Origin of the sequence: Paraburkholderia sp. BL10I2N1, from assembly GCF_004361815.1 — a bacterium.
Taxonomy (GTDB): Bacteria; Pseudomonadota; Gammaproteobacteria; order Burkholderiales; family Burkholderiaceae; genus Paraburkholderia.
In genome coordinates this window covers 105,937-131,504 of record NZ_SNWA01000004.1, presented here as the reverse complement: position 1 = coordinate 131,504, position 25,568 = coordinate 105,937, and the positions used below count along the sequence as shown (strand labels likewise).

The window sequence follows — 25,568 nt, the reverse complement described above, 5'->3', positions numbered from 1 at the left end:
CGCGATTACGCACACGCCCGCTCACCGCAGCGTGCGCTCAACGCCTATTTAACTGTGTAACCGCGCCCCGACATGCAAGCGCCCCAGGCTCGATAAAAGGTATCCATTGCCCCTTGGGTCTGCGCCTGGCTATTAGCCGCGGCGGCCTGCTGATTGTTGCGAGCCCGCGCCCCGCCCACCATCGTGCCGCCCACCGCGCCAATCGCGGCACCCTTGCCTGCATCGCCCGCGATTGCACCGATCGCCGCGCCGCCGGCCGCGCCACGCGCGGCGCCCCTGAGGCGTTCACCGCCGCCCACCGTCGGGCCTGAAGGCGGCGGCGGGGTCGCGGCCACTGCCGCTGGATCGATGCCCGTGTTGCTCTTCGCCCACGAATAGCATGCGCCTTCATCCTGCTGCTGCTGGTTTTGGCTTTGCCCTTTGGCGGGATAGGCGACCGGCCTCGCGTGCACGACGGAGCCGAACAGCACGCCGTTCACGATGGCCGCGCAAATGCAGCATTTCCTGTAAGTGTTCACAGCAACTCCTCAATTGTGCGCGCGATGACCGCATCACATCGCGTGCTAGTGCCCCTCGTGCCATTCAACCGGCAACCTGTGTGCGGTGCCGTTGACGCATATCGTGCGGAGTGGCGCTGACGGCTTCGCCGCCACGCTGAAAGCCCGAAGTCTGTCAGCGATCCTCAGCGACCTGTGCAGCCCGCGTATACCCTGCCTGCCGCAAAACGCTTCCGCGCGCCCCGCCATGCGCGGAGCAAACCCGGAGAAACCACGGTTCTCCTTTCATGATTGCGTTCCGCCTCCAGCGAAGACAATGGGACCATGGTCTTATCCGCCAGACGAGGCACTGTCGGCGCCGCATCGAGTCAAGTATCGCTCGAATCTCGAGGCGATTACACAGCGGATCGTCAGAACCTGCAATCACCAAGGCCCGAAGAGAGCGACTGCAAGACAGGATCGCGGCTACTACAAGAGCGAGGCGATAATCGCTTGCCATGAGGCCGGAACAAGCGTGTTCGTTCCAAAGAAGTGACATCGAGCGCAACGGCTCGTGGCCGCTTCGGCATGGTCGGAGATCGCTTCTCAGGCGTCCACGGACGTCGATGCTGCATGCACCTGGACCAAAGTCCGATGTCCGCCCCCCCTCGCACGGGCTACGCTGGAACAGCGACATACGATTGTCGGCGTCAACGCGTCCGCGTCCGGACAAGGAGAGCTCAATGAAGAACGGAACAATTCTGGTCATCGCCGCCCTGGTGGCCATCACGCCAGCCGCATCGGCACAGGCGCAAACCACCATGGAAATGTCAAAAGCGATGGGTCAGGCCACCATCAAGGGCACCACCCGCGTGACGGCCACGGTGGAGAACATCGATCCCGCAACGAGAACTGTCGTGCTGAAAGGCAATAACGGCAAGATCGTCGAAGTGGAGGTTGGCGAAGAGGCGCGCAACTTCGACCAGCTCAAGGTGGGCGACGTCGTCACGGTCGTTTACCGGGAATCGCTCAGCCTGAGCCTCAAGAAAAACAGCGGCGCCCCGGCCTCAGTCGAAGAGCAGCCGTCGATGGAGCGCACGCCCGAGGGTGCCAAACCCGGCGGCACCCTGGGCCGCCAATTGACTATCGTCGCTGACGTCGTCGCGGTCCACCCCCAAAGCAGGATGGTCACGTTGAAAGGTCCCAAGGGCAACACGGTAGATCTGCATGTGGAAGACCCTGCGCAGTTCGCCAACATCAAGAAGGGTGATCAGGTGCAGGCGGTGTACACCGAAGCGCTCGCCATTTCCGTGGAGCCGGCCATGAAGAAGTAGCGGGCCCTCGCCGGCCCTGGCCATCGCGGGCGGCCGGTTCGAGGGTTCGGCATGGTTCGGCGTGCATCCGGTCTCCGATGCGGGCGTCGGCACAACCCTTGCCGGTTCGATCTGCCGCGCCGGCTACAGCGCCCGCATGGCCGCGTCGATATGCAATCCCGCCGGCAGCAACTCGGCGCGAGGATAGCGCACGAGTGCAAAGGCGCGCATTTGCGGCGGATTGCCGGGAAGGCGCGCGATGTCGAATTCAATCTCATGACCGCCTTGCGTGACGTTCTCCTGCACCACGTTCATCAGATCGATGCGTACCCGCTTCTTCGTTACGTAAAGGTGGGTGGACGGATCGGACAGCACCTTACAGACGCGCTCGAGTTCAAGTTCGATCAAGTCCGTCGGCACCCTGAGGGCCGCGAGATTGCTGGCGTTTTCTTCGATCCTCGCCTGCACGCGGGCCAGTTCCTCCGCATCGTCCTCCGGCTCTTCCCCCACCATCGAGCCCACGCCGACGCCGCCCTGGCTCTGTAGCAAGGCCAGCCGTTCACGCAGCAGTTCGCGGCCCTGCGCCACCAGTTCACGACGATCGGCATCCAGCATTTCCAGCCCTTCGAGCGCCAGCTGATCGACCAGCAGCCGTCGGATTTCCTGACGAAGCTCGGCCTCCGTGCGCCCGCAGATTCTCGCGCGATGGTCGCGGAAGCAAAGTGTGGTCTGCGCGACATCGCTGCGGATCGTATCGCCTTCGAGCGCGACACCCAGCACATGACGCTCGGTCATCGCCATCCCCAGCACCGCATACGCTTGCGCCGAATCAGGATACCGTTCGAAATGCGCGCGCAGCTCTCTTGAGCGGCTGAATGCGCGCGGTATATCGTCGGACGTCGCGAAGAAAGCGCGGATGCACGGATCCGACGACCAGGCCGAGACGCTCGCGTCGTGCGGCGCCGGCAAGCCCCCGACCAGGCTGTCTTCGTAGCGCACCGATATCGTCACCGCCTCGGCAAGTCGCTCGCGGTAGCGCTGCGCCATCTGCAACCGCGGATTGATCGCAAGGATGCGTTCGATCGCCTCCATGACCCGTTCGCTTTCCTGTTGCAAGGCCCGTTCTTCACCGCGATGAAGCAGCCAGTCGAGGATACCCATATGCCTCCCGTCAGGTCATTGCGTCGGACCGGCCGGTCATGACGTGCACCTCAGGATCATCCTGTCCGTCGCGGCGCGAGAAGCTGGTCACACTCGACGACTGTAGACGAGCGGCGCCGCATGGACAAGGAAGTAATCAGCGTGGACTGGCGCACGGGCTCAGAGAACACCCCGCACGAACCTGGGCGGTCAGACGCGGGGAGACATACGTTGACGACGTCGTCGTGTGTCATCACGCGCGGATCCTGGCGGGTTGTAAGACTAAAGTCCGATTCCCCCATTCCACCGCCATGCCATCATGTAATCCGTCGGAAACTGGGAGTCGCCGGCAACGTGACCGCCCGACATGGCCAGACTCACGCACCGCGGATTCGCCTCGGAACCACGACGGAGAACGATAATGAACAGACGGAACTTTGTGCTGAAGACCGCGGCGGCCACAGCCGCTGCGAGTTTGACCCTTGCGGGTTGCACCGCGACCACAGGCAGCGGCAAGAGCCCTGAAACCGATGCCGCGCGGCGTCAGGCGATCGACGCGAGTGTCGATGGCACCTTGTCACGGCTCTTCGCGCAGGTAGGCGGTTCACGCGAACTCGCCGCGAAGGCCCAGGGGATCCTGGTGTTCCCGGATGTGAAGAAGGCGGCCTTTATCGTTGGCGCCGAGTATGGCGAAGGCGCATTGCGTGTCGGTGGCAAGACGGTCGGCTACTACAGCACAACGGCGGCGTCCTTTGGATTCCAGGCCGGGGCCCAGTCGACCGCCGTCATTTTCCTCTTCATGACCCATGATGCGCTCACCAACTTCCAGAGCTCGTCTGGCTGGGCGGTGGGCGGTAACGTGACGGTATCGGTTGTGAAAGTGGGCGCGAACGGTGCAATCGACACGACCTCCGCCTCCTCGCAGGTGGTGGCCCTTGTGCTCACCAATACCGGTCTGATGGCGGATGCGTCAGTGAACGGCGCCAAGGTCACCCGGCTCAGCCTGTGACGGATTCAACAACGTCGAGATGGTCGCAGCCGGGAAGATCGGCATCGAGAAGATTCGATTGCTGCCAGTATTCATTTGATTTGATGCAGGTCTCGGGGCCTCGTCCATGGGAGATCACATCATGCCAGGAAGGACCCCTGGTTTTGCACCGTGGTAGCTGCGATGCTTCTGGCAACCTTGTCGGAAGCGTCCTGGGCTACGGAGCAGGCGCAACAACGCCGTGCCGGGCGTGACGTCCGCCAGGAGACGCGGCAGGGTTCACGACACACCAAGCAGGAATGCCGCGCCACCAACCAGCAAAGCAATTCACAGCGCCGGCAGGATAAAAGGCAAACCAGGCAGCAGGGGCGTCAGACGGCCCGGGATATCAAGTATTGAGCAGAGAGCGCTAAACAAGACGTGACGCCACAAAGGACAGGATCGCTGCCCTCCGCCGGGGGCCGCATACCGGGACAGGAATTTGTACGCTGCAGGGCGTCGCGTTCAGCCGAGGGAAACAGCGATGACTCTATGGGGCAAGCGACAATCTCACGCGGTCAGGGACAATGTCATTCGAGTCCGGTCCGTAACGGGCGAGGGTGTCGCCTTCCGGCGCCTCCTGCTCATCAGTGTCTGCGCCTCGTTGCTGCCACTGGCAGGATGCCCCTACTACGCGGTGCCTGCCGGAACCGTCGTCACCAGACCAGCCAGCTTCGACCGATCCTTCTCCGCCGCGTCGGGCGCAATGCACGACGAAGGGCTGGCGATTACGGTCCAGGACCCAGGCAGCGGCACCGTCGTCGGCGGAATAAACGGCAGCACCGTAACGGCGAGCGTACGCCAGCAAGCAGATGGCAGCGTTGTCGTGCAGTTCAACTCATCTGATGCACGCGATCCCACACTGCTCGATCGCATCTCACGCAGCTACGATCGGCGTATGGGACGCTGAACGCCCTTTTTTCCGGGGACGACCACGAATGAGGTAAATCGGTTGGGTATTTGCGTAACAAGAGCTGTCGGATGTTCTAACATCAAATCGGGTAGATCTTGCACGATCATGCATAGGATTCTGTCATTCGACGTCGTTCGCAGCAGGCCTGATTAGTTCAGGTACCTGTCAACCAGTCTGAAGGAGCGGCCATGTCCCAGTGGAATCACCGATGGGCCACAGCGCTATGCTTGTGGCTGCTTGTCGCGCTGACCGTGGGGGCGGGCGTTGCGCGTGCCCAAACCCAGCCGGAGTCGGCGCCCGAGCCGTTCAAGCCGGAAGAAATCGAGGCGCTGGTCGCGCCGATCGCCCTGTACCCCGACTCCGTGCTTTCGCAAGTCCTGATGGCGTCGACCTATCCGCTGGAAATCGTGCAGGCCGCGCGCTGGGTCAAGGCCAACCCGAACGTCAAAGGCGACGCGGCCGTAAAGGCCGTCGAAAACCAGTCATGGGACGTCAGCGTGAAATCGATGGTTGCTTTCCCGCAAATTCTCGAACCGATGAACGACAAGCTCGACTGGACCCAGAAGCTCGGCGACGCATTCCTGGCGCAGCAAAAAGACGTGTTCGCCGCCGTGCAGCGCTTGCGCGCCCGCGCCAAGGATTCGGGCAACCTCAAGTCGAACGAGCAGCAAAACGTGGTCGTCGAGCCAGCGCCCGCTGGCGGGCAGACCATCGTGAAAATCGAGCCGGCCAACCCGGAGGTCATCTACGTGCCGGCCTATAACCCGACCGTGGTGTACGGCGCGTGGCCTGCTCCCGCCTATCCGCCGACCTACTGGCCGCCGCCCCCGGCCTACTATCCGGGCGGGGCACTGATGACGGGATTCGCGTGGGGAGTCGGGCTGGCTGCCGCCGGTGCGATCTTCAGCAACTGCAACTGGGGCGGCGGCGACGTGAATATCAACGTCAACAAAGCCGCGAACATCTCTCGCAACTTCGACCGTTCCAAGGTACAGGGAGGGACCTGGAAGCACGACGGCAGCCATCGCCAGGGCGTCGCCTACCGCGACAATGCGACCCGCCAGCAGTACTCGCGCAACGTTTCGGGCGCTGAAGGACGGAACGATTTCCGTGGCCGCGATACCGGGGCGGGAGGACGCGCCAATACAGCCGACCGAGGCGCGGCCGCGGGCAATCTCGCGGGAACGGCGGACCGGTCGAATGCCGGTAATCGCGCAGCGACCGCGGACCGGTCGAATGCCGGGAATCGCGCGGCGACTGCGGACAGGTCGAACGCAGGCAATCGCGCAGCGACCGCGGACAGGTCGAATGCCGGGAACCTTGGCGGCGCGTCGAACCGCGCGGGCACCAACGACTTTTCACGTGCGAGCAGCCCCGCGGGCGGCGCGGGTGGCGGCGGCTTCAGTGGGGGTCGCGACAACGCATTTCAGGGCGTGGGCTCCGGCGGCGCGACACAACGCAGCGCCGACCGCGGACGCTCCAGCATGCAGGGCTCGAGCGTCAACCGACCGAGCGGCGGCGCCAGCATGCGGGGTGGTGGTGGTGGCGGCGGCGCACGCGCTGGAAGACGCTAGGGAGATCAGAACATGACATCACCGTCACGATTTCGTCCGGGTGCAATGACGGGTGCGCTACGCACCGTCGCCGTTGCGTGCGTGCTGGGTCTCGGCGTCCTGCCTGCGGCTCACGCCGAGAAAGACTTCAGTTCTCCAGATGCGGCGATGAACGCATTGGGCGAGGCCGTCACCAACAACGAAGAAGCCACGCTGCAATCCATTTTCGGCCATGACTTTCGCAACCTGATTCCACCCGCCGACGCTGAATTACGCGGCCGCTTCCTCGATGCATGGGGCAAGTCGCACGCAGTGGAACAGATCGACGACCACCATGCGCGTATTGCAGTCGGTGACGACGGCTGGACCCTCCCGATTCCGCTCGTGAAGAACGCCCATGGATGGCATTTCGACATGCAGGCGGGCGCCAAGGAAATGCGGCTGCGCCGCATCGGCCGCAATGAGCTCGCCGTCATAGAGACGATGCTGGCGGTCTACGACGCGCAGCGTGAATACGCGCAGACCGATCATGACGGCACTGGCCTGATTTCGTATGCGTCGAAGCTGTCGAGTTCGCCGGGGAAACAGGACGGCCTGTACTGGCCGACGCCGCCGGATGCACCACCGAGTCCCCTCGGGGCCGCCTTCATCCAGGAGACCACGCGTAACGCTGGAGCCGCCGGATACCACGGCTATCACTACAGGCTGCTCACGTCGCAGGGCCCGCACGCGCCAGGCGGCGCTTACGACTATCTCGCGCACGGCAAGCTGTTTGGCGGCTTTGCCGTCATTGCGTGGCCGGTGAAGTATGGGGACACCGGCATCAAGAGCTTCATGGTGAGTCACGCGGGCCAGGTCTACGAGCGCGACCTCGGCCCCGATAGCGAGGCGAAAGCGAAGGCCATGCCGTCGTTCGATCCCGGGCCGGGCTGGGCGAAGGTGCAGCCACAGCCTTAATATAGAGCATGGCGCTGGCCCGGCTGCCCGCTGGCAGCCGGAGCCCGCCATCGTCCGCCCATCCGGCCTGCAATAACCTGTCCGCCTCCGCCTTCCGACGAGGCAACTCCCTTTCTCTCCCCACGTTCACAGGGCCAACCGACGCATAGAGCGCTTCAGTACCGGGAGGCAACATGAAACGTTGCGCCTCTTGCCTTGCTACGCTGATCGTCACACTGGCGGCCGCGACGGCGGCCAGTTCCGCGATACGTCGTGATCCCGACTACGGTCCGCTGCCAGCCAATCCCGCCTTCGCGGCAGCACCGACCGACGCCCGACGGGAGGACCTGGGGGCCATCCTTTCCGGGAGTGGCATTGACCCGGACTCGAACAAGGCCCGCATTATTCTCGGATGGGTGCAGAAGATCCAGCGGGACCCCGTTATCGCCACGGGCATCTCAGGTGGAGCGCGGCGCATCGGACGGATCTTTCTCGATCCGGCAGCGCGCAACGAGCTCATGTCGAGCGGGATCGCGCGTCTTGCGCCCGCGGATCGTCTCGAGTACGTCAAGCTGATCGCGAAATTTCTCGACGAACTGGTCCCCGTCAACTGCTATGGCCTCGCTGACATGAGCGCCGTCATGAACCGCGTCTCGCTGCGCGAGATGTCGGAATCCGATGTCGACCAGTACTTCAGCCTGATCTACAAGATTCTGGTCAGCGATGCGTCGAATGCGCCTGTATCTTTCCCGACACCGCAGCAGTATGCCGCTGCGGTGCGTCAACTCACGCGCACGCTGATCGCCGAACTTCAGGGCGACCAGACGGACATCGAGCGATTCGCGCTCTATTCGTCCAATCCGTCGCTGGCAACGCCGTTGGATGTGTGCTGGACGACGCGAGTGACCTTGCACGCGATCATCGCGATGCCTGACCCCGAACGGGATCTTGTGCTGCTTCGGGCCATGGGGCCGCAAGGCGGGCGCGATCCCACTTCGGCGCGGCGCCTGGGAACACCGGGCGCAGCCGGGCCATTGCCTGCATCATCGAAGCCTGGCACGCTCAACGCGCCGTAGCGCGTGCGCATCGACGGCCCCTTCTCGCTGTCTCTGCAAGCGCTCGCTCAGCGAGCGTGCCCGACAGCGCTACGAAACCGGATAAAACCGGATTCCGGGCTCACGCACGCTGATCCTCGTACCCGCGGTGCCTTGCGTGATCGCGACGATGTCCGGAAGCGCGCCGATCACGGCGTCCTTGCCGGTCTTTCGCGCGAATTCGTTGGCCGCCTGCACCTTGGGTCCCATCGAACCCGCCGCAAAGCCCAGTTTTTCGAGTTCGTCGGGATGCGCCGCGGCAATGGCTTTTTGCGTCGGCTTGCCCCAGTCGACATAGGCTGCGTTGACATCGGTCGCGATAACCAGCAGGTCGGCCTCGAGCTCCTGTGCAAGCAACGCGGAGCACAGGTCCTTGTCGATCACAGCCTCCACACCGTGCAGCTTGCGATTCTCGTCGTAGCAGGTCGGGATACCACCGCCGCCTGCACAAATGACCACTGTGCCTTTTTCGAGCAGCCATTTGACCGGACGAATTTCGAAGATCCGCTGTGGCCGCGGGCTCGCGACAACACGACGATACTTGTCGCCGTCCTCTGCGATGCTCCACCCCTTTCCCTGCACGAGCCGCTGCGCATCTTCCTTCGAATACACCGGCCCGATCGGCTTGGTTGGATGCTGGAACGCGGGGTCGGCGGAATCGACTTCGACCTGGGTCAGGATCGTCGCAAACGGGACTTCGAATGGCAGAAGATTGCCCAGTTCCTGCTCGATCATGTAGCCGATCATTCCTTCCGTCTCGGCACCGAGCACGTCGAGTGGATACGGCGAAACTTCCTTATATGCCGCGCCTTGCAGCGCCAGCAACCCAACCTGCGGACCATTGCCATGCGCGATGACCAGTTCGTTGCCCGTTGCCACCTGGGCAATCTGCCCGACGGCAACCTTGACGTTCTCGCGCTGCTGGCTATCCGTCATGGGCTGACCGCGCTGCAACAGCGCGTTTCCGCCCAGCGCAATGACGAGGCGCATGATGTACCCTCCTGCACAACGCGTCGCTGCAGCACGCGTGTGCCACAGCGACGAACATGGGCCGAAGCCGATACGCTCAGATATCAGCCAGCGTCGAAACGAGGATCGCCTTGATCGTATGCATGCGGTTCTCCGCCTGCTCGAATGCAATGTTGTAATCCGACTCGAAAACGTCATCCGTCACTTCGATGCCATTCGCCAGATCAGGATGGCGCTCCGCAATCTGCTGACCGACCTTGGTTTCGCAATTGTGGAACGCGGGCAAGCAGTGCATGAACTTCGTTCGCGGGTTGCCTGTCGCCTCGAGAAGCGCCCGGTTCACCTGATACGGCAGTAACGCCTTGATTCTTTCGTCCCAGGCTTCGACCGGCTCGCCCATCGACACCCACACATCGGTGTGGATGAAATCGACCATCTTCACTGCTTCCTTCGGATCCTCGGTGAGCGCCATGCGGGCCCCGCTCTCCTTCGCAAACTGCTGACACGCGGCAATGTGCTCCTCGTTCGGCCATAGCGACTTCGGCGCCGCAATACGCACGTCCATGCCGAGCTTCGCGCCGATCAGCAGCAGGGAATTCCCCATGTTATTGCGCGCATCGCCGAGATAGGCATAGCTGATGTCGTGCAGCGGCTTGTCGGCGTATTCGCGCATCGTCAGGACATCGGCGAGCATTTGCGTCGGATGGTATTCGTCCGTCAGGCCGTTGAAGACGGGCACGCCCGCGTAACGTGCGAGTTCCTCAACGATTTCCTGACTGAAGCCACGGTATTCGATCGCGTCGAACATCCGGCCCAGCACGCGCGCCGTATCCTTCATGCTCTCCTTGTGGCCGATCTGGGACGACGTCGGATCGATATAGGTCACGTGCGCCCCCTGATCATGCGCCGCGACTTCAAACGCGCAGCGGGTACGGGTGGATGTCTTCTCGAAGATCAGCGCAATGTTCTTCTGCTGCAAATGCTGCTGCTCCGTGCCCGAGTATTTCGCACGTTTGAGATCGCGTGACAGATCCAGCAGATAGCGCAGTTCACGGCCACTGTGATGCATCAGGCTGAGAAAGCTGCGGTTTCGCAAATTGAAAGCCATGAATTGTCTCCGTCTATTGGACGGCCGCGCCGATTCCGCGGCGCAGCACAACTACCTCAGTAATCGACAGCATCGCGCGAGATCGGGCAGGTCATGCAATGCCCGCCGCCGCGTCCGCGCCCAAGCTCGCTGGCGGCGATCGTGATCACTTCGATCCCGGCTTTGCGCAGAAGCGTATTCGTGAACGTATTCCGGTCATAGCCGACAACGACGCCGGGTTCGACACAGACCATGTTGTTGCCGTCGTCCCACTGCTCCCGCTCTGCAGCAAACCGGTTCCCTCCGGTTTCGACGACACGGAGTTCCTTGAGACCCAAAGCATCCCCGACGGCTTTGACGAAGGGTTTGTCCTCACGCTGGATGCTCATCCCATAGCGCGTTGTATCGTCGGGCCGGATCGTGAACGTGACGATCTGGCCGACCACTTCCGGGAAAATCGTCACGAGATCACGGTCACAGAAGCTGAACACCGTGTCGAGATGCATCGCCGCCCTTGACTTTGGCATGCCCGCGACCAGCACTTGCTGCGCCGCACCTTTCTCGAACAGCGATCGTGCAAGTTGACCGATCGCCTGACGCGAGGTGCGTTCGCCCATACCGACCAGCACAACGCCTTTACCAATTGGCATCACGTCGCCGCCTTCGAGCGTCGATGCGCCGTGATCCTTGTCAGGATCGCCATACCAGATCTCGAAGCTTGCGTTGGCGAATGTCGGGTGAAACTTGTAGATCGCTGCTTCGAGCAGCGTTTCTTGCCGCCGCGCGGGCCAATACATCGGATTGAGCGTCACGCCGCCGTAGATCCAGCAGGTCGTATCGCGCGTAAAAACCATGTTCGGCAACGGCGCGAGCAGGAAGTTGGAGTAATTCATGTACTCGCGAAACAGCTTCATAACAGGCGCATCGCTGCCAGGGATGTCCTCGATCGACACGCCGCCGATCAGAAATTCGGCGAGCTTGCGCGAGTCCAGTTCGTTCATCCAGGCACGCACTTCATCAGTCAGGCCTATGCCCACGCTGTCGTCGCTGATCCTACGATCCAGCACCCATTTACGGGCTTCCGGATTGTCCATCGTCTGCGCCAGAAGGTTGTGCACATCCAGCACTTCCACCCCGCGATCACGCATCTTGCTCACAAAATCAAAATGATCGCGCTTTGCCTGGTTCACCCAGATCACATCATCGAACAGCAGCTCGTCGCAATTGCTAGGCGTCAATCGTTGATGGGCAAGCCCTGGCGCGGAAACCATCACCATGCGCAGCTTGCCAACCTCGGAGTACGCTCCGAGCCTCGTGACTTCCGTATTCATCGTGTTCTCCCAAATTCAAATCAGAGCGTGAGGTATCCGATGTAGGGATCGACGGCTGCCGCTTTTGCTGCGATCGACACAGCGGCAAGCGGCAAAATCAGCAACAAGTACGTGATAGAGGCTTAAACCCGGAAATTTCGCGCTGCGTCATGGAACGAACCCTTAGCATATGTGCCTCGGTCGATTCAAAGCGGGGAGATTCCGTTTGCTTCCGTTTTCTTTCGTTCGCATTTGCGACGAGATCCCCTAACATACCGTGGGTATGCGTTAAGCCCGTTTTTATTTATGCAGTTGCATGTCAATACGCCGCGGCATTCTATCGAATGCTGACGAAAGACCTGTCATTTAAATATTCTGCTAAGTAGTACTTTTTATGTAACCAGCACATCATATGCAAAAAATTATCGTTTATAAAAACCCATTGTTCAAGATGCCTGCTTGTTTCGCCTTTCATTCGTTCTGCACCCATTGATTCTACCTATACGTCATCACTGGCCGTCATCACCGTGTCCGTCAGCATCAGTCTGGAAAATTACACGGTCTTTTCCGGATTTCGCTCTCCATATGGGTGCGCTTGTCCAAGTACAACTTCCGGACAGCGACAGGATGCGAAGCGAATGTCACGATGGCGCAACGGATAACGGAAAATGTGAGCGTGCCTGCACCAGCGTGCGATGACAGAAACATGACATGAGGCCGCCTGCATAGAGAAATGACGGCTTGTTTAGACGACATGTTGCGCCGCCACACGTGCACCGCATATTAGAAACGGCGCGAAGAGCCGATACGCATACACCCCTCGTAGCTTGCGATTCGCATAAGGGGATTAACCGGAAAATCCATTAATTGGTGTCAATACCTGAGATCGCGATCATTCGGCGGTCGGTAGCAACTGCGAATGATAATCAAACACCTTTGATCGCCATACTCAGACGATATCTGCAACACACTTTCGTCATCCGAACCTTATAGGACAAGTCTGAAGTATCAACATAACCTTATCCTGACGGATGAACCGTTTGTAACTGCGCGAGCGACCCGCGTCACGCTTTTTGCACACGTTTTTCTATAAGACCTCATTTTCAAAAACTTGCATTTAGCCAAAAGCTCGCCAACTATATATAAGTAGTACATGAGATGCCCGGTACATCAACGCACCTTTGGTGGTCCGCTACCGGACATCGACAAAATGCGAGAGACCCGCCCAAAGGTATCGACATGCCGCGCGCTGCCACGTGTGATCCACCCTCCCATCACTCTTCGGCCGAGAAATAGCATGCACGCGCTGCCGAATGCTGCCGCCGTATGAGCCTGTGCCCGTGGTCTGGTTGTGAGCAACCCGCCTCGGCTATGGACCAATCTGACTCGCGAATCTCGCTGACGAAGGAGTAGTCATGGTCTCTGGACATATGAAGGCGCCGATCATCCCGATACCCTTTCACAATCTCCTGAAGGTGGTCGCGATCGTGGACCGAAACGACGCGCAGACCAGCGAGTTGCTGGAACACATCACAGCGGAGCATTTCCGCGTCGAAGTCACTGAAAGCCTGACACGGGACGTCAACGAAGACGCCGACGTAGGCGCCTACATCGTGTTGATCGATGGCCCCCGCCTCGAAGCAGCGCGCAAGCTTGCCGCCTCCGTGCGCTCGCTGGGGTTCCGCACGCCACTCTGGGCGCTTGCGAACTCGCACCGTCTGTCGAATCTCGCGGTAACGGGCCGATTGGGCGAAGTTGATGGCTATATCTATCTCGGACAACAGACACCTGCTTTCTACGCGAAGCAGGTCATGGCAAGCCTCGTCAAATACGGACTGAGCCTGCTGCCACCTTTCTTCGGCGGCCTCGTCGCCTACGACGCCGAAGCTAATATCGCATTCGATTGCCCGGGACATCAGGGTGGCCAGTTCTATCGGAAATCGCCCGCCGGACAATTGTTCTTTAAGCATTTTGGCGAAAACATTTTTCGTAACGACCTTTGCAATGCCGACGTCGATCTGGGCGACCTGCTGATTCACGAAGGGGCGGCCGCAGATGCGCAGCGTCATGCCGCAGAGATCTTTGGCGCAGACCAGACGTACTTCGTTCTGAATGGCACCAGCACCTCCAACAAGATTGTGACGGGCGCCGTGCTCAAGCGCGGCGACCTCGTTCTGTTCGACCGGAACAATCACAAGTCGCTGCATCAAGGCGCGCTTGTCCAGGCGGGCGCCATTCCCGTCTTCCTGCCCACTGCGCGCAATGCTTTCGGCATGATCGGCGCCGTCGACTGGTCGGCATGGGATGAGAACGCCCTGCGCGAGCAGATCCGCAACCACCCGCTCGTGAAGGATCCGGCGCGCAGCACTGCGGAGCGCCCATTCCGGCTCGCCTGCATTCAGCTCGCCACCTACGACGGAACGATCTACAACGTCCGCAAGGTACTGGAAAAGATCGGCCACCTTTGTGATTACGTGCTGTGGGATGAAGCGTGGATCGGCTACAACGCATTCCATCCGCTGTTCGACGATCACAGTCCGATGCGACTGAAAGATCTGACGCCGCAGATGCCCGGGCTTTTTTCGACCCAGTCGGTTCATAAGCAGGGGGCCGGTTTCTCTCAGGCCTCGCAGATTCACAAGCGGGATGACCACATCCGCGGACAAAAACGCTTTATCGAGCACAAGCGCTTCAACGAATCCTTCCTGATTCATGCAAGCACGTCGCCGTTCTATCCGCTGTTCGCCTCCCTCGACGTCAACGCAAAGGTGCACGAGGGAAAGGCGGGCGAAATGCTGTGGGACGGCTGCATCGAACTGGGCATCGAAGCGCGCAAGAAATTCCGCGAGTTCGCCCGCCACTATGAAACGACGGGCAAGACGGCGCAGGAACAATGGTTCTTCGATCCTTTCGTGCCCGACGTTGTCGACATCAAGGACTCGAAGTTCATGCCCGACGCGTCGAATGTCGCGTGGGAAGATATTCCGACAGACGTCATCAAGCGCGAGCAGCAGTGCTGGGAATTCCGTCCGGAAGCCGCGTGGCACGGCTATACGGGTTATGCCGACGGTTACGTGATGGTCGACCCGAACAAGCTGAATCTGCTGACACCCGGCATCAACCGGACCACGGGCGACTACTTGGACTTCGGCGTGCCCGCGACGGTCGTGGCGAACTACCTGCGCGAGGAAGGGATCATCCCCGAAAAATGTGACCTGAACAGCATCCTCTTTCTGATGACGCCCGCGGAAGACGAGAGCAAGCTGAACACGCTGATTGCCCGGTTCGTCAAATTCAAGAACCTGTGGGACCGCGACGCTCAGCTTGCGGAGGTGCTGCCGACGCTGTGCGCCGCGCACAGCGAGCGCTACGAAGGCTACACGCTGCGCCAGGTCTGCAACGAAATGCACAGCTTCTATCGCGTGGCCAACGTCAAGAATCTGCAGCGGCTGTGCTTCCGCGCGTCAAGCTTCCCGGAACTCGCGATGTCGCCGGAAGAAGCGTATGAGGCACTCGTCGCGAACAGGGTCGAGTATGTCCCGCTCGACCAGGTCAAAAACCGCGTCTCCGCCACCCTCGCGCTGATCTATCCGCCGGGAATCGGTGTCGTGCTACCGGGCGAACGTTGGGATGACCGTGCCCAACCGATGCTGGATTATTTCATGGCGTTCCAGGAATCCTTCAATCGTTTCCCCGGATTCAATTACGAAGTTCAGGGCGTATTCCAGGAACGCGAAGACGGTCGTATCCGGTTTTATACCTATGTGGTCAGTGAATAAGCGATAGCGAAAGCCACTAAGGAGTGTGCGCCATGGCTGATCAACCCAAGAAGATGAACGTCGTCCAACTGACGTTCATCGTTACCGTGAACATGATGGGGTCGGGCATCATCATGCTGCCGACCAATATGGCGAAGGTCGGGGCCATCTCGCTGCTGTCGTGGGTGGTGACGGCACTGGGCTCGATGGCAATTGCCTACGGCTTCGCACAGGCCGGCATTCTCAACCAGCGCGCGGGCGGTATGGCTGCATACGCCGAAGACGCGTATGGGAAGCCCGGATATTTTCAGGTGTTCTTCCTGTACTTCCTTTCGCTGGCCATTGCGAATGTCGCGGTCGCCAGTTCAGCGCTCGGCTATCTCGCTGCGTTCTTCCCGGTCCTGACGTCGTCGCCGATCGCGACCTGCATCGGTGTGATCGCGCTGCTGTGGATCACCACGGTCGCGAACTTCGGCGGTCCGAAGCTGACGGGACGCATCGGCTCCGTGACGGTCTGGGGCGTCATTCTGCCCGTGGGTTTCATGTCCTTCGTCGGCTGGTTCTGGTTCCACCCCAGCATCTTCGCGGCTGCCTGGAACCCGCAGGGGCTGCGACTGATAGAAGGCATGGGCTCCAGCATCTCGCTAACCCTGTGGGCATTTCTGGGGATGGAATCAGCCGTGCAGAACTCGTCGGCCGTCGAGAATCCGAAACGTGACGTGCCGCTTGCGTGCCTGTTCGGCACGCTGGGCGCGGCAGTCGTCTACGTTCTGTCGACAACCGTAATCCAGGGCATCGTACCCAATGCGGATCTCGCGAAATCGACGGGGCCATTTGGACTCGCCTTTGCGCATATGTTCAACCCGGCGGTCGGTTCCATCGTGATGGGGCTCGCGGCGATGGCGTGCGTCGGATCATTGCTCGGCTGGCAGTTCACGCTTGCCCAGACCGCGAAGGACGCCGCGGACAGCAACATGTTCCCTGCAATTTTCAGCAAAGCGAGTCATGCGGGCGCGCCGATAGCCGGCATGATCATCATGGGCATCGTCCAGTCGTTGATGGCCCTGTCGACGATGTCGCCCAACCTCTCCGAACAGTTCGCGGCGCTGGTCAATCTCGCGGTGGTCACCAATGTGGTGCCTTACATCGTCTCGCTTTCCGCGCTGTTCGTGATGATGCGCGAAGCGGGCACCGAAGCCGCCGCATACCGACGCAATGCGGTCATTGCTGTGATTGCGATGGCGTATTCGGTCTACGCGCTTTATGCGTCGGGCAAAGACGCGGTGATGGGCGGCATGCTGGTCATGGCAATCGGCTACATGATCTATGGCTTCGTCGCGTCACGCCGTGGTCTGCGGGGTGCCAAAGCGGGCAAACCCGCCATCGCAGCGGCCAGCATCATTGCCTTTCTGGTCCTGTGCGCGCCCGCTCCTCGTCCGGCGCACGCAGCCGAAGCAGGGGGCGCCACGCCGGCAGCCACGGCAGGTGCGCTCGCAAGGATCAAGCAGTCCGGCAAGATGAACATCGGCTATCTCAACGGCGCCAGCCCGTTTGTGTACCAGGACAATTCAGGCCATGCCGCAGGCTATCTCGCCGGGCTGTGCCAGAACATTGCCGATCAGGTCAAAAGCGAACTGGGGCTTCCTTCGTTGGCCGTGAACTGGACACTGGTCGGGGTTGATGACCGCTTTCGCGCGCTGCAGGAACATCGGATCGACATGCTGTGCGGCGGCGCTGAAACGCTGACCGGCCGCAGGTACATCAGCTACTCGCTTCCCGTCTATCCCGGCGGCGTTGGCGCGCTGATGCGTTCCGACGCGTCACCCGCACTCAGGGAGGTGCTAAGCGGCAACACGCAGCCGCAGCGGCCCGTATGGCGTGGATCGCCGGCCCAACTCCTGAATGCACAGACGTTCTCGACCGTAAAGGGCTCGCCCACGGAGCGCTGGCTGGCAGACCGGATCAACCAGTTCCAGCTGACAGCGAACGTCGTCAACGTGTCGAGCTATGACGAAGGCGTGCGGCGGGTGCTCGACCGGAAAACCAACGTCTTCTTCGCGGAGCGCCAGGTCTTGCAAGACGCCGTCAAGCGTAGCCCCGCGTCGGACGACCTGTATGTCATGCAGCGCCGTTTTACAGACGTGCCGGTTTCGCTGGGCGTCGCGCGAGACGATGAGGACATGCGTCTTTTCGTCGACCGCGTACTGAGCAGGATATTTTCTTCGGGTGCGTATCGCGGACTCTATGTGAAGTGGTTTGGAGAGCCAGACGAAGACACGAAGAATTTCTACCGCCTCACCGTGTTGCCTGAATAGGGACTCAAGCGTGGGCGAGGCGCCCGGATACGCTGTGCGCCTCGCCGCCTGCCGTCACCGCGTCAATCCCGGGGGAAATGCACATGCCCGCCTCGTCCAAATCCGTCTATCGCCGCCTCGGCATGAAAGCGCTGCTGGTTCATCACGAAGTCGATGCCCGCACGGCAAGCGGGCGCGCCGCCCAGTCGCTCAGCGCCGAGCTGGAAGAACGGCAGGTGCGGGTCTTGACCGCGACCTCGGCTGACGATGCCGTGTCGGTGATCAAATCCGATCCGTTGGTTCAGTGTCTGCTGCTGAGCTGGGAACTCGAGAACGATGATAGCCACGAGCAGGCGCAGCGCGTGCTCGATGCGCAACGGGTGCGCAGCGCGACTGTGCCGATCTTTCTGCTGGCGAGTCGCACGAGCGTCGCAACGGTGCCCGTCGACGCCATGCAGAAAGCGGACGACTTCATCTGGATGCTGGAAGACACCACCGCCTTCATCGCCGGACGGATCATCGCGTCGATCGAGCGTTACCGCGAGACCGTGCTGCCGCCGATGTTCGCTGCGCTGGCGCGCTTCTCGCGCGTATACGAATATTCGTGGCATACACCCGGGCATACGGGCGGCACCGCCTTCATGAAGTCGACAGTGGGGCAGGCATTCTTCGAGTTTTTCGGGGAGCAACTGTTTCGCTCGGACTTGTCCATTTCGGTCGGCGAACTCGGCTCACTGCTGGACCACAGTGGGCCGATAGGCGAAAGCGAGCGTTATGCGGCGCGGGTGTTCGGCTCGCATCGCACCTATCACGTGACAAACGGTTCATCGATGTCGAACCGCGTGATCCTGATGGCGAGCGTGACGCGCAACCAGATCGCGCTGTGCGATCGCAACTGCCACAAGTCGGCCGAGCACGCGATGACCATGTCCGGCGCCATACCGACGTATCTTATTCCGTCGCGCAACCGCTATGGCATCATCGGGCCGATCATGCCCGAGCGGCTCACGGCCGCGGCGATCCGTCTCCTGATCGAGCAGAATCCCCTCGTCAAGAATCGCCCAGGCGTGGAACCCAGGGCCGTTCATGCGCTCGTCACGAACTCGACGTACGACGGACTCTGCTACAACGTGACGCGCCTGGAGGAATTGCTTGGAGAAAGCGTCGACCGTCTACATTTCGACGAAGCCTGGTACGGCTATGCCCGCTTCAATCCGCTGTACAAGGATCGTTTCGCGATGCATGGCGATCCCGCCGACCATGACGCGTCGAAGCCGACGGTATTCGCAACGCACTCGACCCACAAGCTGCTCGCAGCATTGTCGCAGGCATCGTTCATCCATATTCGTGACGGACGCAACCCGATCGACCATGCGCGCTTTAACGAGTCGTACATGATGCACGCATCGACCTCGCCACAGTACGCGATCATCGCCTCCAATGATGTGAGCGCCGCGATGATGGACGGAGCCGGCGGCGAGGCACTCACGGGCGATGCGATTCGCGAAGCGATCGCGTTTCGTCAGATGCTCGCCAGACTGCACGCACAGTTCGATGAGCAAAGCGACTGGTTCTTCAATGGCTGGCAGCCCGATGTCGTCCTCAATCGCACTACCGGCCGGCGAACACCGTTCCACGAAGCCGATGAGGAACTGCTGGCGACCGATCCATCCTGCTGGGTTCTGCACGCCAACGATACATGGCACGGTTTCGGCGAAATCGAAGACGGCTACTGCATGCTGGACCCGATCAAGGTGTCGATCCTGACGCCAGGCGTCGCGCCACAAGGCGGGCTGACGTCGGTCGGCATTCCGGCCTGTGTCGTGACGGCGTACCTCGATCGACATGGCATCGTCGTCGAGAAGACTACTGATTTCACGATTCTGCTGCTGTTTTCCATCGGCATCACGAAAGGCAAATGGGGGACGCTCGTCAATACGCTGCTCGACTTCAAGAGAGATTACGACACCAATCTTCCGCTCGATCAGGCGTTGCCGAATCTGGTGTCGCGATATCCGGAACGGTATAGCCGCCTGGGTCTGCGCGAGCTTTGCGACCTCATGTTCCAGGCGATGGGCGATCTGAAAACAACCGAGATGATGTCTCGCGGCTTCTCGACGCTCCCTGATCCGGACTACAGCCCTCAGGAGGCGTTCGAGTTGCTGGTGCACAACCAGGTGGAAACGCTGGATCTGTCGCAAATGGAGGGGCGCACGGTGGCCAACGCCGTGGTGCCCTACCCGCCCGGCATCCCGTTACTGATGCCGGGTGAAAACGCGGGTCCTTCGGACGGCCCACTGCTCGGCTACCTGAAGGCGCTCGAACAGTACGACCTGCGGTTCCCCGGCTTCACTCACGATACGCACGGAGTCGAAGTCGAGGACGGCGTCTATCGCATCGCCTGCATCAGGAAACAGTAGGCAGGCGCGGCGTGCTAACGGCAATTCTCCTACTGGGAGGATTGCCGCACCGTTGATCAATTCGCTAGAACCTGCCGCGCAGGCTGGGATCGCGTGCCGGGTCAGGCGCCTTCTGTGTTTGTCGCAGGATGCCCTGATCGTCGAAGTAAAAGTGGAACAGCATGTGCTGGATGTTGTTTTCCTGATAGCGATACGACCACACCTCCCGTTTCATCAGCGGGAAGTAGGACGTCTCGAAGGGACGCCCGAAGTTCATGAGAACATCATCGTGCGTCCACTTGCCGACCTCGGCACGATAAAACTCGTTTTCCTGAAGCACCTGACGCGAACTCACCACCTTGCCGGAAGCATCGATGTCGACAGCTATCGTCGTGCTTCCCATGGGCTGTGTCGGCCACATCAACCGCTTGCCGCCACCCGGCAGGTTGTATGTTTCCTTTGGAGGTCCGAGGTGCGCAACGACTGCCGCCTGATCCGAACCAGTCTCGATCTTCTGATACGGTTGGACGCAGCCAACGAATACCAATACCGACAAACATACCAATACAAGTTGGGCCCGGTGATCCATGATCCTTCTCCGGCGATGACGTCTGGTCGTGGATGGCGTGACTGAGGCACATCGCAAAGGACAGCTTCCCGTGACGACAAGGAGCCACCTGGGTAATGCATGAATGAGTTATAGACCTTATTGATTGAGCGGTCAGGTTTCCGACACACACGTGAGATGGAATGCGGTTGAAGATGCGCTCGACCGTCGCGACCACCCCTAGCTAAACTGAACGGTCAACCGCACCGACTCGAGCAGATCATCGAGACCGAGCCAGATGATCTGAATTCCAATGCAGAACAGCACAAACGCGAAGAGGCGCATCGCAACAAGCGTACCGATCGGACCCAGTAGCCTCTGGACATTTACGGCGAAGCGCACGCATACGTAGATGCTGCCGCACAGTAAAACCATCGCGATGGCCACGCCGATCACGTTGACCAGGGAAATCCCGGCACGGGGCCTACCCGTACCCAGTGCGATTGCAACGGCGATTGAGCCGGGACCCACCGTGACGGGTAACGTGAGGGGATAGAAGGCCTTCGCCTGCAGTGTGGCCTTGCGGGCTGCGTCCGACACCGCCCTGTGCTCCGCGCCGCGATCAGCGTCGGCCGGCTTGTTCAGCAGAGTCCAACCGGCGAACGCGATGACCAATCCGCCTGCGACCCGTAAGACCGGTATCGAAATCCCGAAGAACGACAGCACGTACGCGCCGATTACAAGAGAGACAAGCAGGATAATCAGGCTGTTGATCGAAATGGCTCTCGCCAGATAGGCCCGTTCCTCCGGTGTTGCATGTGGCACGAGGCTGAGCACGATAAATCCGGCCGCTGGCGGATTGACGACCGGAAACAGCCCAGCAACGACGAGTAGAATCGTATCGGCAAGTTGATTCAGCATCTGCTATACCTCTCGAAGGCTCGTTACCTGGAATATCAAGTTGCCGGGCGCATTTCTCGCAGGCCAGTTAAGCCAGGATCAGAAATGAGGAGTACGTTAGCTGTCGAGTCCAACGCAGGGTAACTCAGGTAGCGACGACTTACACCGGCTGCTAGAGTTTTTTAGCGTCTGGGTATATGCGGGTCAGTCCTCGATTGTCTTCATCGCACGCGGCGGTGTGGATGACAGCAGCCGCCCACTACCACTGACGATGGTCCGGGAGTCGACCATGGCACGCCTTGCACAATGCGGCGTAGCGGTTCTGGCAGCCTGCTTTGTTTTTCTGTGGGCCGTGGCAACCGATGCGTGCGCGGCCGCCGGTGATACGCTCGCCCAGATACGCGAGCGGGGCATTTTGCGCTGCGGTGTCAGCGAAGGTGTCCAGGGGTTTTCCATCAAAGACAGCGCCGGACACTGGTCCGGAATCGATGTCGATTTCTGTCGCGCGGTGGCCGCCGCGGCGTTGGGCGATCCTTCCAAAGTGGCTTATGTGCCGCTCAGGGCATCTGAGCGCTTCCCCGTTCTCGAGGAAGGTATGGTCGACCTTCTCGCCCGCAACACGACGTGGACGCTGCTTCGCGAAGCGGCACTCAAGGCGCAGTTTGCAGGCGTCATCTTTTACGACATGCAGGCATTTCTGGTGCGCAGACCAGGCGGGGCACAGACAGCAGGCGACCTCAAAGGCGCAACGGTATGCGTTGAAAAAGGTACGTCCACACAGGTGCATCTGCGTGAATACTCCGCTGACAATCAGCTGGGCATCAAGCCATTGGTGATCGACTCTGCCATCGAAGCGCGCGAAGCTTTTTACGCCGGACGTTGCAGCGCCTATGCCGCAGATGCATCGCATCTCGCCGCCGTGCGCCTCCAGGCGCCAGGCGGACCGCAGATGGCCGAAATCCTGCCTGAGCGAATTGCCCAGGAACCGCTCAGCCCCGTCGTGCGTGGTGGTGACCAGAGCTGGCTCACGCTCGTGCGCTGGGTCCTTTTTGCCCTTGTGATTGCGGAAGAGCTCGGTGTGAACCGCGACAACGTGCAAGCGCGACTGAGCGATCCTGCTGTAAAGCGCGCACTTGCCAGTGACGATGAAACCGATCGCAGTCTCGGAGTCGAACGAGGATGGATGGTTCGTGCCGTGCGGAGCGTCGGCAATTACGCGGAAATGTTCGATCGGAACCTTGGGCCTCGTACGCCGCTGAAACTGGAGCGCGGCCTGAACCGGCTGTGGACGCAGGGTGGTCTCATGTATGCACCGCCTGTCCGTTAAAAGAACAAGGCGGTGAAATGAGCCAATTGCAGATCTATATCACGGTCGCTGTGTTCGCAGCGGTCATTCTGCTGATCGCGTTCAACCTGCTCGATATGGCTATCGCGGCCTTGACGGGCACATGCATCCTGATCGCGCTCGGCATACTGGACGAGCAGGACCTTCTGGGTGCGACGCGTGCGGCTGCCGGGCCGCTCGGCTTGCTGTTCGGCGGAATGGTCGTGGCGCGGATCCTCGCGACCACCGGCCTTTTCGACGTCATCGGAGACGTCTATCTGCGCGCGACGGGCGGAAGCGGAGCACGCTTTCTGCTCATGCTGATTGCGCTGGTCGCACCGGTATGCGCGCTTCTGCCCAATGCGACCACCGTCATTCTTTTGGCGCCAGTCATCGTTCGCGTGTGCATTGCGCTCGAGGCGGACTTCGTCAGACCCATGCTGCTCGCAGCAATTATCAGCAACTCGGCCGGTTTGCTGACGATAGTGGGCGACCCGGCGACCTTTCTCGTCGGCAGCACCATAGGCATGACCTTCGGAGAGTACCTGCGGCGCGTGTCGCTCGGCGGACTGGTCGCGGTTCTTGTCATCGTGCCGCTTCTGCCGGTTCTGATGCGAGACCTGTGGACGCTCAAGCGCACCTTGCCGCCGCGCGCACCAGCAAAACGCATCGAACGACCGGTGTATGCCGCGCTCGCGGGCGTCGTTCTGTTCGTGATGATGGCGCTGTTCGTGTTTGGCGAGGATCTGCCAACGCACATCGTGCCTCCCGCTGTCGCGATGATCGCAAGTGCGCTGGCGCTCCTGGTCGGATTTGCCGCCAGAGTCGAGCCAACTGACAATGTGCTGCGGGACGTCGACTGGAAGACACTGGTCTTTCTTGCGAGCATCTTCTGTTTGGTGCAGGCGGTGGTCAAGACAGGACTGCTTCAGTTGCTGGCGGTGCAGCTTTATCAGGTGTTTGGCGGACAGCTGACCCTCGTTGCGTTGATGCTGCTCGCGGGCGTCGGGCTGCTGTCGAGCCTGCTTGCCAATGTGCCCGTAGCTGCCGCGTCGATCATCATGGTCAAAGGTTACCTTGTCATGGCCGAAGTGGTGCCCGACACGGCGCTTTCGTCAGGGTTTTCCGAATGGCCGACCGTTTCCATTCCCGTCTTCATCGGACTGATGTTCGGTGCAACCCTCGGGGGAAATGCAACGCTCGTCGGCGCGGCGGCCAACATCGTCGCCGCGGGAGTTTGCGCACGCCAGGGAACGCCCATCACGTTTGGCACGTTCCTTCGATACGGGCTGCCCATCACGGTGGTGCAGCTTGCAGCGTCGGCTGTGTACGTGCTCGCCGTGACCCGCCTGTTGCACTGAAGTACGGCTGGATGTATCGCGCCGAGCGCCTGTTTGCCGTAGATGTGTCAGGGACGCTGTGCGCGAATGCCTCGAAAGCGGCACCTCGAGGCTCCAACCATTTCACGCCGCGGAACCCGCCGCTGGGGGGTCGTCGAAACCCGCTGCGATTGCAGCCCAGTCGGCCTCGCACAGATAGCGTCGCGCCGCGGGCAGAACGACACCCTCCTCTCTGCCCATACGCTCCCAGACGAATTGCGCGTAGGCGCGCACCGCCTGTTCGAGGTGGTCACACGACAACGCGAGTTGCGTTTCGTCTTCGACCATGCCGGCCAGTTCGTCGAGGATCTGGCCGGCGTACTGGTCTTGCCGTTCGAGTTCGTCGAGTTCCGCATCAGCTGCGGAACTAGATTGGCGCAGCAGGGCGAACAGTGATGCATTGTCTCCCCGACGATATCGCTGGGTCTGAAGTTCATGCAGGCGTCCCACGATCTGACGCATCACCTGTCGCCCGGGTGCAGTGCCGCGAGCGCGAGCGGCACGGATGACGGCCAGCCACCCGTGCAGCGTGTCCGCAATCGACCGATGCTGATCGAGGAGCCGGCCGGTTGCACGCGTGACCACAGGCCGCCTGTCCCTTGCACAAACCAGCACAGGGACGTCCGCCGCGCCGACGACGCTGTCTGCCGGCCCGCGGGAATCTCCGGCGTTCATCTCATACTGGTGCCGCCCGATGCAGATCAGGTCGCAGCCATGCTCACGCGCGGCATTGACGATGGCGACGGCCGACGATGCACTGCTCATGCCGGCGGACAGACACGGCACGCCTTGAGCGCGAGCGGCAGCACTGGCCCGCGCCACCAGTTCCGAGGCGCATTCCTCGTCGGGGTACGCGCATGGCACGTCATCCATGTCTGCGAAAGACTCGCCGGCATGCCAGCGCAGCAAGGGCAAGAACGTCACGCGCGCGCCAATCGACTGAGCAAGTTCAAGCGCTTGACCCATCGATTCAACGCCCGGGAAGCTCCCGTCGAAGGGGATGAGAAGATGGCGATACATCCCGCCCTTACCCGACGCTCGATGGTCGCGCGGTCATGGTGGCCATGGTGGCCGTGGCGGCCTGGGTCGATGTCATGCTTGTCTCCTCACGTCGGACTTCCATTGCAGTCATCGTAGTGCTGCGGTCCT

General features: G+C 60.9%; 20 protein-coding genes. 12 read left to right on the top strand and 8 right to left on the bottom strand.

All coding sequences use genetic code 11. The annotated features are described in order from the left end of the window. Positions 1 to 44: 44 nt before the first annotated feature. On the bottom strand, positions 45 to 494 hold the full coding sequence (locus B0G77_RS41935) for a YMGG-like glycine zipper-containing protein (RefSeq protein WP_243751548.1): 450 nt from the start codon (positions 492 to 494) through the stop codon (positions 45 to 47). Positions 495 to 1,219: 725 nt separating this feature from the next. Between B0G77_RS41935 and B0G77_RS41930 the strand changes: the two genes are divergently transcribed. Further along, entirely contained in the window at positions 1,220 to 1,810 is a 591-nt protein-coding gene (locus B0G77_RS41930; protein ID WP_133667745.1) for a hypothetical protein, read from the top strand. Positions 1,811 to 1,933: 123 nt separating this feature from the next. Here the strand turns inward: B0G77_RS41930 and B0G77_RS41925 are convergent, their stop codons facing one another. Next, the gene (locus B0G77_RS41925; protein ID WP_133667744.1) at positions 1,934 to 2,950 is read right to left on the bottom strand and encodes a hypothetical protein; all 1,017 of its coding nucleotides are present in this window, start codon (positions 2,948 to 2,950) and stop codon (positions 1,934 to 1,936) included. A gap of 400 nt (positions 2,951 to 3,350) precedes the next feature. On the opposite strand from B0G77_RS41925, the gene B0G77_RS41920 reads away from it, so the two are divergent. The 6 genes from B0G77_RS41920 (at position 3,351) to B0G77_RS41895 (ending at position 8,434) form a co-directional block, all read left to right on the top strand. Beyond that, positions 3,351 to 3,938 (top strand): YSC84-related protein, encoded by a 588-nt coding sequence (locus B0G77_RS41920; protein WP_133667743.1) that lies wholly within the window; start codon positions 3,351 to 3,353, stop codon positions 3,936 to 3,938. Between the two features lie 162 nt (positions 3,939 to 4,100). Beyond that, positions 4,101 to 4,316, top strand: a complete 216-nt coding sequence (locus B0G77_RS45145; RefSeq protein WP_133667742.1) for a hypothetical protein — start codon at positions 4,101 to 4,103, stop codon at positions 4,314 to 4,316. Between the two features lie 124 nt (positions 4,317 to 4,440). Then, the gene (locus B0G77_RS41910; protein ID WP_243751523.1) at positions 4,441 to 4,866 is read left to right on the top strand and encodes a hypothetical protein; all 426 of its coding nucleotides are present in this window, start codon (positions 4,441 to 4,443) and stop codon (positions 4,864 to 4,866) included. 191 nt (positions 4,867 to 5,057) lie between these two features. Next, entirely contained in the window at positions 5,058 to 6,443 is a 1,386-nt protein-coding gene (locus B0G77_RS41905) for a DUF3300 domain-containing protein (RefSeq protein WP_133667741.1), read from the top strand. Between the two features lie 12 nt (positions 6,444 to 6,455). Then, positions 6,456 to 7,379: a DUF2950 domain-containing protein gene (locus tag B0G77_RS41900; protein ID WP_133667740.1), complete on the top strand. Its 924-nt coding sequence runs from the start codon at positions 6,456 to 6,458 to the stop codon at positions 7,377 to 7,379. Between the two features lie 173 nt (positions 7,380 to 7,552). Then, a complete protein-coding gene (locus tag B0G77_RS41895; RefSeq protein ID WP_133667739.1) occupies positions 7,553 to 8,434 on the top strand; it encodes a hypothetical protein in 882 nt (293 codons plus the stop codon). Between the two features lie 69 nt (positions 8,435 to 8,503). Here the strand turns inward: B0G77_RS41895 and arcC are convergent, their stop codons facing one another. The 3 genes from arcC to arcA all read right to left on the bottom strand — a co-directional run bounded on the left by arcC (position 8,504) and on the right by arcA (position 11,839). Further along, positions 8,504 to 9,442, bottom strand: a complete 939-nt coding sequence (arcC, locus tag B0G77_RS41890) for a carbamate kinase (protein WP_133667738.1) — start codon at positions 9,440 to 9,442, stop codon at positions 8,504 to 8,506. A 76-nt stretch (positions 9,443 to 9,518) separates the two neighbouring features. After that, the gene (locus tag B0G77_RS41885) at positions 9,519 to 10,529 is read right to left on the bottom strand and encodes an ornithine carbamoyltransferase (RefSeq protein ID WP_133667737.1); all 1,011 of its coding nucleotides are present in this window, start codon (positions 10,527 to 10,529) and stop codon (positions 9,519 to 9,521) included. 56 nt (positions 10,530 to 10,585) lie between these two features. Beyond that, positions 10,586 to 11,839 carry an arginine deiminase gene (gene arcA, locus B0G77_RS41880; protein WP_133667736.1) on the bottom strand — a complete coding sequence of 418 codons (1,254 nt, stop codon included), beginning with the start codon at positions 11,837 to 11,839 and terminating at the stop codon, positions 10,586 to 10,588. A gap of 1,394 nt (positions 11,840 to 13,233) precedes the next feature. Between arcA and speC the strand changes: the two genes are divergently transcribed. From speC to B0G77_RS41865, 3 genes are all read left to right on the top strand, one after another. Continuing rightward, positions 13,234 to 15,597 carry an ornithine decarboxylase gene (speC, locus tag B0G77_RS41875; RefSeq protein ID WP_133667735.1) on the top strand — a complete coding sequence of 788 codons (2,364 nt, stop codon included), beginning with the start codon at positions 13,234 to 13,236 and terminating at the stop codon, positions 15,595 to 15,597. A gap of 32 nt (positions 15,598 to 15,629) precedes the next feature. Next, positions 15,630 to 17,891, top strand: a complete 2,262-nt coding sequence (gene potE, locus B0G77_RS41870) for a putrescine-ornithine antiporter (protein WP_133667734.1) — start codon at positions 15,630 to 15,632, stop codon at positions 17,889 to 17,891. A gap of 83 nt (positions 17,892 to 17,974) precedes the next feature. Next, positions 17,975 to 20,290, top strand: a complete 2,316-nt coding sequence (locus tag B0G77_RS41865) for an Orn/Lys/Arg decarboxylase N-terminal domain-containing protein (RefSeq protein WP_133667733.1) — start codon at positions 17,975 to 17,977, stop codon at positions 20,288 to 20,290. A gap of 64 nt (positions 20,291 to 20,354) precedes the next feature. Here the strand turns inward: B0G77_RS41865 and B0G77_RS41860 are convergent, their stop codons facing one another. After that, positions 20,355 to 20,858, bottom strand: a complete 504-nt coding sequence (locus tag B0G77_RS41860; RefSeq protein ID WP_133667732.1) for a hypothetical protein — start codon at positions 20,856 to 20,858, stop codon at positions 20,355 to 20,357. A 198-nt stretch (positions 20,859 to 21,056) separates the two neighbouring features. Next, on the bottom strand, positions 21,057 to 21,737 hold the full coding sequence (locus tag B0G77_RS41855; protein ID WP_133667731.1) for a MarC family protein: 681 nt from the start codon (positions 21,735 to 21,737) through the stop codon (positions 21,057 to 21,059). A gap of 268 nt (positions 21,738 to 22,005) precedes the next feature. Here B0G77_RS41855 and B0G77_RS41850 point away from each other — a divergent pair, with 268 nt between their 5' ends. Both B0G77_RS41850 and B0G77_RS41845 read left to right on the top strand, forming a co-directional pair. Further along, complete coding sequence (locus B0G77_RS41850) at positions 22,006 to 23,043, top strand: amino acid ABC transporter substrate-binding protein (RefSeq protein WP_133667730.1); 1,038 nt, start codon at positions 22,006 to 22,008, stop codon at positions 23,041 to 23,043. 17 nt (positions 23,044 to 23,060) lie between these two features. Beyond that, a complete protein-coding gene (locus tag B0G77_RS41845; protein ID WP_133667729.1) occupies positions 23,061 to 24,401 on the top strand; it encodes an SLC13 family permease in 1,341 nt (446 codons plus the stop codon). Positions 24,402 to 24,503: 102 nt separating this feature from the next. Here the strand turns inward: B0G77_RS41845 and B0G77_RS41840 are convergent, their stop codons facing one another. Further along, positions 24,504 to 25,439 (bottom strand): universal stress protein, encoded by a 936-nt coding sequence (locus tag B0G77_RS41840; RefSeq protein WP_133667728.1) that lies wholly within the window; start codon positions 25,437 to 25,439, stop codon positions 24,504 to 24,506. Between the last annotated feature and the right edge of the window lie 129 nt (positions 25,440 to 25,568).

Bases quoted from the DNA above. Each gene is read 5' to 3' on its own strand.
- B0G77_RS41930 (WP_133667745.1), top strand. From the start codon at position 1,220: ATGAAGAACGGAACAATTCTGGTCATCGCCGCCCTGGTGGCCATCACG.
- B0G77_RS41925 (WP_133667744.1), bottom strand. From the start codon at position 2,950: ATGGGTATCCTCGACTGGCTGCTTCATCGCGGTGAAGAACGGGCCTTG.
- B0G77_RS41920 (WP_133667743.1), top strand. From the start codon at position 3,351: ATGAACAGACGGAACTTTGTGCTGAAGACCGCGGCGGCCACAGCCGCT.
- B0G77_RS45145 (WP_133667742.1), top strand. From the start codon at position 4,101: ATGCTTCTGGCAACCTTGTCGGAAGCGTCCTGGGCTACGGAGCAGGCG.
- B0G77_RS41910 (WP_243751523.1), top strand. From the start codon at position 4,441: ATGACTCTATGGGGCAAGCGACAATCTCACGCGGTCAGGGACAATGTC.
- B0G77_RS41905 (WP_133667741.1), top strand. From the start codon at position 5,058: ATGTCCCAGTGGAATCACCGATGGGCCACAGCGCTATGCTTGTGGCTG.
- B0G77_RS41900 (WP_133667740.1), top strand. From the start codon at position 6,456: ATGACATCACCGTCACGATTTCGTCCGGGTGCAATGACGGGTGCGCTA.
- B0G77_RS41895 (WP_133667739.1), top strand. From the start codon at position 7,553: ATGAAACGTTGCGCCTCTTGCCTTGCTACGCTGATCGTCACACTGGCG.
- arcC (WP_133667738.1), bottom strand. From the start codon at position 9,442: ATGCGCCTCGTCATTGCGCTGGGCGGAAACGCGCTGTTGCAGCGCGGT.
- B0G77_RS41885 (WP_133667737.1), bottom strand. From the start codon at position 10,529: ATGGCTTTCAATTTGCGAAACCGCAGCTTTCTCAGCCTGATGCATCAC.
- arcA (WP_133667736.1), bottom strand. From the start codon at position 11,839: ATGAATACGGAAGTCACGAGGCTCGGAGCGTACTCCGAGGTTGGCAAG.
- speC (WP_133667735.1), top strand. From the start codon at position 13,234: ATGGTCTCTGGACATATGAAGGCGCCGATCATCCCGATACCCTTTCAC.
- potE (WP_133667734.1), top strand. From the start codon at position 15,630: ATGGCTGATCAACCCAAGAAGATGAACGTCGTCCAACTGACGTTCATC.
- B0G77_RS41865 (WP_133667733.1), top strand. From the start codon at position 17,975: ATGCCCGCCTCGTCCAAATCCGTCTATCGCCGCCTCGGCATGAAAGCG.
- B0G77_RS41860 (WP_133667732.1), bottom strand. From the start codon at position 20,858: ATGGATCACCGGGCCCAACTTGTATTGGTATGTTTGTCGGTATTGGTA.
- B0G77_RS41855 (WP_133667731.1), bottom strand. From the start codon at position 21,737: ATGCTGAATCAACTTGCCGATACGATTCTACTCGTCGTTGCTGGGCTG.
- B0G77_RS41850 (WP_133667730.1), top strand. From the start codon at position 22,006: ATGGCACGCCTTGCACAATGCGGCGTAGCGGTTCTGGCAGCCTGCTTT.
- B0G77_RS41845 (WP_133667729.1), top strand. From the start codon at position 23,061: ATGAGCCAATTGCAGATCTATATCACGGTCGCTGTGTTCGCAGCGGTC.
- B0G77_RS41840 (WP_133667728.1), bottom strand. From the start codon at position 25,439: ATGTATCGCCATCTTCTCATCCCCTTCGACGGGAGCTTCCCGGGCGTT.